Annotated in this window: 1 protein-coding gene; it reads right to left on the bottom strand. The window is 64.3% G+C overall.

Features of this window, described 5'->3' with window-relative positions; genetic code table 11:
• Nucleotides 1–1,486, bottom strand: a 1,486-nt coding sequence (locus ACXJKR_RS32375; RefSeq protein WP_457326347.1) for a toprim domain-containing protein, incomplete at both ends; no start/stop codon positions are given.

Raw genomic sequence — 1,486 nt, forward strand, 5'->3', positions numbered from 1 at the left:
CTTGAGGGCCAGGCCGTTGGCCAGCACGTGCAGCGCTTCGATGTCCATCCAGTTGGACAGGCGCGCGATGACGGACTGCGCGGCCACGTATTTGCGGGCCAGCGTGTCGAGGGTGTCGCCCTTGAGGGTGTTGCCGGTGCCGGTATCAAGGCTGGCGTCTTGCAGCGCGACCTTGAGCAGGAAGCTGTCGAGCTCGGGCGCGTCCTTCAGGTATTGCTCGTGCTTGCCGACCTTGACCTTGTACAGCGGCGGCTGGGCGATGTAGATGTGGCCGCGCTCGCAGAGCTCGGGCATCTGGCGGTAGAAGAAGGTCAGCAGCAGGGTGCGGATGTGGGCGCCGTCCACGTCCGCGTCGGTCATGATGATGATGCGGTGGTAGCGGAGCTTGTCGGGGTTGAAGTCGTCGCCACCGGCGCCGCGGCCGATGCCGGTACCCAGGGCCGTGATCAGCGTCAGGATTTCATTGCTGGTCAGCAGCTTCTCGTAGCGGGCCTTCTCGACGTTCAGGATCTTGCCGCGCAGGGGCAGGATGGCCTGGAACTTGCGGTCGCGGCCCTGCTTGGCGGAGCCGCCGGCGGAGTCGCCCTCGACGATGTAGATCTCGCACAGCGCCGGGTCTTTTTCCTGGCAGTCGGCCAGCTTGCCGGGCAGGCCCAGGCCGTCGAGCACGCCCTTGCGGCGTGTCATCTCGCGGGCCTTGCGGGCGGCTTCGCGGGCGCGGGCGGCGTCGAGGATCTTGCCGCAGATGATCTTGGCGTCGGTGGGGTTCTCGAGCAGATAGTCGGTCAGCAGGCGGGAGACGATGTCTTCCACCGGGCCGCGCACTTCCGAGCTGACGAGCTTGTCCTTGGTCTGCGAGCTGAACTTGGGCTCGGGCACCTTGACGCTGACGACGCACGCGAGGCCTTCGCGCATGTCGTCACCGGCGACTTCGACCTTGGCCTTCTTGGCCAGCTCGTTGTCGTCGATGTATTTGTTGATGACGCGGGTCATCGCGGCGCGCAGGCCGGTGAGGTGGGTGCCGCCGTCGCGCTGCGGGATGTTGTTGGTGAAGCAGAGGACGTTCTCGTTGAAGCCGTCGTTCCACTGCATGGCCACTTCGACGCCGATGTTGGTCTGCTGGTCGCTCATCTTGTCGCCCTGGGCGTGGAAGATGTTCGGGTGCAGGGTGGTCTTGCCCTTGTTGATGAACTCGACGAAGCCCTTCACGCCGCCGGCATAGGCGAAGTTGTCTTCCTTGTTGTTGCGCTCGTCGACGAGGCGGATCTTGACGCCGTTGTTCAGGAACGAGAGCTCGCGCAGGCGCTTGGCGAGGATGTCGTAGTGGTAGTCGTTGTTCTCTTTGAAGATCTCGGTGTCGGGCAGGAAGTGGACTTCCGTGCCGCGCTTGTCGGTCTCGCCGATGACCTTCATCGGGCTGGTCTCGAAGCCGTTGACCATGACGATCTCGCGGTCCTGCGGGATGCCCTTGGCGAACTCCATGAAG

The sequence above is a fragment of the Roseateles sp. P5_E11 genome (genome assembly GCF_054049355.1).